Below are 6,363 nucleotides of genomic sequence, written 5' to 3'. Positions count from 1 at the left end.
CCGCCTCCGTCATGAGGCCGCGACCGTGGTGGACCGGCGACAGCACCCAGGCGAGCACCGCGACGGAACCCCGAGCCTGCTCACGGACGTCGCGCTGGGCCCAGGCGTCCTCCACCACCAGCATCATGTCGCCGACGACGGCGCCCTCGATCTCGACGGCCAGCGAGTGCGGGAGGTCCTGCTCGGTGAAGTGGGAGGCCATCACCTCCTCCCGCGAGCGGGCCGGACGCCCGAGCCAGCGACCGACGTCGGGGTCGGACCGGTACGCGAGCACCGCGTCGACGTCGTCGACGGTGAGCGGACGCAGCGTCAGGCGCGACGTGCGCCGCGGCCAGGCGAGGTCAGCCAGGCGCGGGCGGATGATCTCGTCGTCGGGCACTCAGCGATCGTAGGGGTAGAACCCGTGGCCGGACTTCTTGCCGAGCAGGCCCGCGTCGACCATGCGGTCGAGGACCGGGGGCGGGGAGTAGAGGGGCTCCTTGAACTCGTCGTACATCGAGACGCCGATGGCGCGCACGGTGTCGAGACCGATCAGGTCGGCCAGCGCCAGGGGGCCCATCGGGTGCCCGCACCCGAGCACCATGCCGGAGTCGATGTCGGCCGCCGAGGCGTACCCCGCCTCGTACATGCGGATCGCCGACAGCAGGTACGGCACGAGCAGGCTGTTGACCACGAAGCCGGCCCGGTCGGTGGCCTCGATCGGCTCCTTGCCGAGCGTCTCGGAGACGAACGACTGCATGCGCTGCAGCGTCTCGGGGCTCGTGGTGAGCGACGGGATGAGCTCGACCAGCTTCATGACCGGTGCCGGGTTGAAGAAGTGCACCCCCATCACGCGGTCGGCGCGACCCGACACGGCGCCGAGCTTGACGATCGGGATGGACGACGTGTTCGACGCGAGGACGGCGTCGTCGGACTCCAGGAGCGAGCCGAGGGTGCGGAACAGCTCGAGCTTCGTCTGCTCGTCCTCGCTGGCGGCCTCGACCACCAGGTCGCGGTCGGCCAGCGCCTCCAGGTCGGCCGTGAACGTGACCCGCTCGAGCGTCTCCGCGACGTCCTCAGGCGTCATCTTGCCGCGCTTCTCGGCCCGGCGCAGCGAGCCCTCGACCCGCTCCGCGGCACGCTTGGCGGCGTCGTCGTCGACCTCCACCGTGACCACGGACAGGCCCGCGCGGGCGCCGACCTCCGTGATGCCGGACCCCATGAGTCCGCCCCCGACGACACCCAGTCGCGCGATCGTCATCGTCTCTTCCTCACCCTCGATTGCTCGGACGTCCAACGATCTCCAGCGTACGGGACGCCGACGTGCGAACGTGAGGCGACCCTCAGGTGTGATGCAGGCGCGTGGTGCGGCCGGACGAGCGGGGTCGACGTGGTGGGATGGGGCCATGCGTGCACGTCGTCCGGCCCTGCTGGCCCCGATCCTGGCCGTCGCGGTGCTGACGGCGGGCTGCAGCGGCGACGACCCCCAGCCCGCCACGAAGCCCACGGCGACCGCCTCGCCCACGGCCGGCGGCCTGCCGGCGGGAACGCCCGTGCCCGAGCTGCTCTCCGGGGTCCGGTGCAACCCCGACGACGACGGCGTCTGGGCTGCGGTCGGCGTCGTCTCGAACCCCACCAAGAACCCGGTCAGCTACCAGGTGAGCGCCCAGGTGGGGCCGGCCGACGGCGCGGGACCGGCCACCACCCGCCGGCTGGTCGACGTCGCCGCCGGGACGAAGGTGCGGTTCAGGCTCGACGAGATCCCCACGTCCTCGCCGGACGGCCCGTGCCACCTGCAGCTGCTCGCCCTCCAGCCCGACTGACCCCGGACACGGCACGAGGGGCCGACCGCGTGCGGCCGACCCCTCGTGCTCGGGGCTGCGTCAGGAGCGGGCGATGCTGACCATGTCCTCACGGGGCACGACCTTCACGCGCTCGCGCTCGTGCTCGTGGGCCTCGCCGAGGCCCATCTCGTGGGCGTCGAGCTTCTCCCAGCCCTCCCACGTCGTGTACTCCAGGCCGCGCGAGTCGAGGTAGGCGTCGACGGACTGGGGCTCCGGCTGCGCCGCCTGGGCGAGCGTGGGAGCGTCCTCGAGCAGCATCGAGATCGTCTGGGCCGCGTCGGACTTGGTGTGGCCGATGAGGCCGACCGGTCCGCGCTTGATCCAGCCGGTGACGTAGGCACCCGGCAGGGCGGAGCCGTCGATCTCCACGACCCGGCCGCCGTCGTTGGGCACGACGCCGGCGGTGATGTCGAAGGGCAGGCCGGGCAGGTTGTCGGAGTAGTAGCCGACGGCCCGGTAGACGGCCTGGACCGGCCAGTCCACGAGCTCGCCCGTGCCGCGGACGTTGCCCGTGCCGTCGAGCTCGGTGACCTCGGTGCGCAGACCCACGACCTTGCCGTCCTCGCCGAGGATCTCCACGGGGTTCTGGCAGAAGTGGATGTGGATGCGGTGCGGGGCGCCCGTGGGCTCCTTGGCCAGGTAGTTCTGCAGCACGTCGACGACGAGCTTCTGGCTCTTCGCGGCCCGGATCGCCTCGAGGGAGCCCTCGTCGAGCTCGAAGCCCTCGGGGTGGACGATGACGTCGATGGTCGGGGAGTGGCTGAGCTCGCGCAGCTCCATGGGCGTGAACTTGACCTGCGCGGGACCGCGGCGCGCGAACACGTGCACGTCCTTCGTCACGTTCTTCTTCAGGCCCTCGTAGACGTTGTCGGGGATCTCGGTGACCAGCAGCTCCTCGGCCGTCTTGGCCAGGATGCGCGAGACGTCGAGGCCGACGTTGCCCACGCCGAGCACCGCGACGGACTCCTGGTGCGGCTGGAAGGGCCACTCGCGGTCGACGTCGGGGTGCCCGTCGTACCAGTACACGAAGTCGGCGGCACCGTGCGAGCCGTCGAGGTCGATGCCGGGGATGTCGAGATCGCGGTCGCGGCGCGCGCCGGTGGCGAACACGACGGCGTCGTAGAACTGACGCAGGTCGTCGAGCTTCAGGTCGTCGCCGAACGCGACGTTGCCGAAGAAGCGGATGTCGTCGTTGGCCATGACGCGCTTGAGCGCCTTGACGATCTCCTTGATGCGCGGGTGGTCCGGCGCGACGCCGTAGCGGATCAGCCCGAAGGGCGTGGGGTCGCGCTCGAGGAGGTCGACGCTCGCGCCCTCGAAGGGTGCGGGGACCTCGGACTTGGTGAGGATGTCGGCGGCGTAGACGCCGGCGGGGCCGGCGCCGACGATCGCGACCCTGAGCTTCCTGCTCATCAGTGTGACTCCTGGGGGCTTGCGGGCACACCGACCGGATCATGCGGTGTGCATGAGGCCATCCTAAGTTCTCCGCACCAACCCTGCGCAGTCGTCCGCGGTGCGAGATCGCCCACGTCGAGCGCGGCCGAGCCCGGCGAGTCGTCCGGTGATCGGGGGCTCGGCTCGCCCGGTCAGCGGAAGCGACGACCCTCGTCGCGGCGGAACGCCCAGACGGTGACCGCGCCGGCGGCCAGCGTCCAGCCGAGCAGGACCAGCAGCTGGGTGGCCTCGCCGCCCGACCCCGTCATCGACGAGACGACGAGGTCGCGCGCCGCTCGGGTGGGCGTGGCCTGCGAGGCGGCGTCGAGCCACGACGGGAAGGTCTCGGGCGGGACGAACAACCCGCCCAGGAAGGCGAGCGGGAACAGCACGATCTGGGCCACGGCCAGCGCGGCCTTCGGGCGCAGCGAGTACCCGATGGCGAAGCCGATCACGAGGAACGGGACGCCGCAGGTCAGCAGCGTCAGACCCACCCATGGCAGGCGAAGGAGAGGGACGTCCGCGTCGGTGAGCAACGTCGAGATCACGGCGACCGGCAGCAGGCCCAGGGCGCTCAGCACCACGCCGGTGACGATCCGGGCCACCAACGGCGCCACGGGGCCGGCGGGGAGCGACCGGATGAACGTGTCGAAGGGTCGCTGCCGGTCCTCGGCGATGCCGGCGCCGTAGGTGAACAGGCAGACCGACACGATCGAGAAGAGCGCGATCTGGCCGGTGGCGGCGGTCGCTGCGGACGGGTCGCCCGCGACCGCGCGCTGCGGCACGACGAAGCACAGCAGCACGAGGGCCGGGAAGGCCACGGTGCTCACGATGACGATCGGCTCGCGCAGCGCCTCGAGGACGGACAGCCGGGTGTGGGCGAGGGTGATGCGCAGCGCGGGTGCGGTGCGCCGTGGTGCGGTAGTGGTCGTGGTCATGGGGTCCCCCGTGGACGCTGGATGGGCTGGGTGGGTCAGGCGGCGGTGAGGTGGGTGAAGGCGTCCTCGAGCGAGGCGCCGCGGACACGCAGTCGGGCGAAGTCGGCGGCGCCGTCGACGAGGGCCCGGACGACGAGGTCGGCGTCGCGGGCGAGGACGACCACCTGGTCACCGTCGACCTGGACGTCCACCACGCCGTCGAGCTCGGCCACGCGGCCCGTGGTGCCGGACCAGGAGAGCCGGTCCACGTCGACCCGGCCGAGCACACGCTCGAGGGTGTCGTCGACGAGCACCCGCCCCTCGGCCATGACGGCCACGCGGTCGGACAGCTCCTCGACCTCCTCGAGGTGGTGGCTGGTCAGCAGGACGGCCACGCCGTCGTCGCGGTGGGCGCGGATGCCCCGCCAGAGAGCGTGCCGGGCGTCGACGTCGAGCCCGGTCGTCGGCTCGTCGAGCAGGACCAGGGCGGGGCGTCCCACGAGGGCGAGCGCGCAGGCGAGGCGTCGCTTCTGCCCACCGGACAGGCCCCCGCACCGCCGGTCGGCGAGCTCGGCGATGCCGAACCGGTCCAGCGCCTCCAGGGTCGGGAGCGGGTCCGCGTGGTGGTCGGCCACGAAGCGCACGACCTCCGCGGCGGTGAGGGACTCGGGCAGTCCGGTCTCCTGGGGCGTCACGCCGATCACGGCACGGTGTGCCGGCCGACGGGGGTCGAGCCCGAGCACGCGGACCGTGCCGGTGTCGGGCGTGCGCAGCCCGGAGACCATCGACAGCAGCGTGGTCTTGCCCGCACCGTTGGGTCCGAGCAGGCCGACGACCTGCCCGGCACGGACCTCCAGGCTGACGTCGTCGACGGCGGGTCGGTCGCCGAACGAGCGGCTGACGTGGTCGATGGTCAGGACGGGTGTGCTGGTCATGAGTCCCCCTGGATGAGCTGACGGAGCGTGCGGGTGTAGGTCTCGAAGGCCGTGCGGCCCGTGTCGGTGAGGCCGACGTAGGTGACGGGGCTGCGTCCGTTGATGGTCTTGGTCTGCTCGACGTAGCCGGCGTCCTCGAGCTTGCGCAGGTGCGTGGAGAGGTTGCCGGCGGTCATGCCGAGCTCCTTCTGCAGGCGGGGGAAGGTGAGCGTCTCGCCGGGCTCGAGCACGGCCAGGAAGGCCGTGACCCGGAGGCGGGCCTGCGCGTGGATGACGGGGTCGAGCTCGCTCACGGGCGCCCCGCCCGGTCGCGTGCCGCCGCCACGGTCGCGACGGCGAACCCGCCGCCGCCGAGCACCGCCATGGCCAGGTACAGGTGTGCGCCGCCGACGAAGGAGGCGATCCCCACGGTGACCGCGATCCAGCCGCCGAGGACGAGCTGGCGTCGGTCGCGCAGGGCCGCGCCGGTGCCCATGTAGAGGCACGCGACGACGAGGCACGGCAGGCCGTTGTAGACGATGGCCGCGGCGTCGCCCTCGATGCCGGCGCGTCCGATCGCGCCCGCCGTGAGGCTGCTGCCGATGAAGCCGAGGGGCCACGCCCAGCCGAGCATCGCGTTGGTCTCGGCGTCGGGCCCGCCGGTACCGCGCGTCCGGCCCTCGATGTGCGCGACCGTGACCACGATGGCGGCCACGATGAGCACGCCGAAGACGATCGGTCCGGGCAGTCCCGGCTGCCCCTCCGGGCCGGCCCACACGAACAGGGCCAGGTAGCCGACGCCCCAGGCCAGCGCCCAGACGCCGTAGACCACCCGTTCGTCGACGCGGACCGAACGTCGGGCGCGCTCGCGCTCGGACTCGATCAGCGCCCAGCTCTCGGCGAGGTCGGGGGTGCGGTCGTCGTCGGTCATGATGCGTCCGCAAAGCAGTTTGTCATGCAAAGTAGTTTGCACGGACCCGTGGAGAAGGTCAAGACCGTGCGGGGTCCCGGGTGCTGTGCTCCCGCTGTGGAGTGCGCGAGGATGGAACCTCGCGGAGGTCGGGTCCGTTGGGCTGGTTGACGACGCAACCACATCCGCGTCCCAGCCCGACTGACTGGAGAGACCCATGACCCTGCGCCGCCACCAGAAGGCCCTCCTGGCCCTGACGGCCACCTCGACCCTGCTCTTCACCGCCGCGTGCGGGAGCGACGCCGACTCCGACGCCGGCTCGTCCTCCTCGAGCTCGGCCACCAGCGAGGCCGCCGACGACAGCG

At 72.2% G+C, this 6,363-nt stretch carries 8 protein-coding genes; 1 reads left to right on the top strand and 7 read right to left on the bottom strand.

Going from position 1 to position 6,363, the window contains the following annotated elements; all coding sequences use genetic code 11:
- Together ASF38_RS04055 and ASF38_RS04050 are read right to left on the bottom strand one after the other, a co-directional pair.
- Positions 1-379, bottom strand: a 379-nt coding sequence (locus tag ASF38_RS04055; protein WP_200914393.1) for a GNAT family N-acetyltransferase, incomplete at its 3' end; no start/stop codon positions are given.
- Positions 380-1,240, bottom strand: a complete 861-nt coding sequence (locus ASF38_RS04050; RefSeq protein ID WP_055962953.1) for a 3-hydroxybutyryl-CoA dehydrogenase — start codon at positions 1,238-1,240, stop codon at positions 380-382. It lies immediately after the preceding gene.
- Between the two features lie 145 nt (positions 1,241-1,385).
- Here ASF38_RS04050 and ASF38_RS04045 point away from each other — a divergent pair, with 145 nt between their 5' ends.
- The gene (locus ASF38_RS04045; RefSeq protein ID WP_056573806.1) at positions 1,386-1,802 is read left to right on the top strand and encodes a hypothetical protein; all 417 of its coding nucleotides are present in this window, start codon (positions 1,386-1,388) and stop codon (positions 1,800-1,802) included.
- Positions 1,803-1,862: 60 nt separating this feature from the next.
- On the opposite strand, the gene ASF38_RS04040 is transcribed toward ASF38_RS04045, so the two are convergent.
- The 5 genes from ASF38_RS04040 to ASF38_RS04020 form a co-directional block, all read right to left on the bottom strand.
- A complete protein-coding gene (locus tag ASF38_RS04040; RefSeq protein ID WP_055962959.1) occupies positions 1,863-3,236 on the bottom strand; it encodes an FAD-dependent oxidoreductase in 1,374 nt (457 codons plus the stop codon).
- 173 nt (positions 3,237-3,409) lie between these two features.
- Positions 3,410-4,195, bottom strand: a complete 786-nt coding sequence (locus ASF38_RS04035) for an ABC transporter permease (RefSeq protein WP_055962965.1) — start codon at positions 4,193-4,195, stop codon at positions 3,410-3,412.
- 35 nt (positions 4,196-4,230) lie between these two features.
- Positions 4,231-5,109, bottom strand: coding sequence for an ABC transporter ATP-binding protein (locus ASF38_RS04030; protein ID WP_055962968.1), 879 nt, complete (start codon positions 5,107-5,109; stop codon positions 4,231-4,233).
- Positions 5,106-5,402, bottom strand: a complete 297-nt coding sequence (locus ASF38_RS04025; protein ID WP_055962972.1) for a transcriptional regulator — start codon at positions 5,400-5,402, stop codon at positions 5,106-5,108. Before ASF38_RS04025 ends, ASF38_RS04030 begins: the two co-directional genes overlap by 4 nt.
- Positions 5,399-6,019 (bottom strand): hypothetical protein, encoded by a 621-nt coding sequence (locus tag ASF38_RS04020; RefSeq protein ID WP_056556523.1) that lies wholly within the window; start codon positions 6,017-6,019, stop codon positions 5,399-5,401. The genes ASF38_RS04025 and ASF38_RS04020 overlap by 4 nt, the downstream gene beginning before the upstream one ends.
- Between the last annotated feature and the right edge of the window lie 344 nt (positions 6,020-6,363).

This window comes from Aeromicrobium sp. Leaf272, assembly GCF_001422865.1.
Lineage (GTDB): Bacteria > Actinomycetota > Actinomycetes > Propionibacteriales > Nocardioidaceae > Aeromicrobium.
The sequence above is the reverse complement of the archived record's forward strand: the minus strand, read 5'-3'. Positions and strand labels throughout refer to the sequence as shown.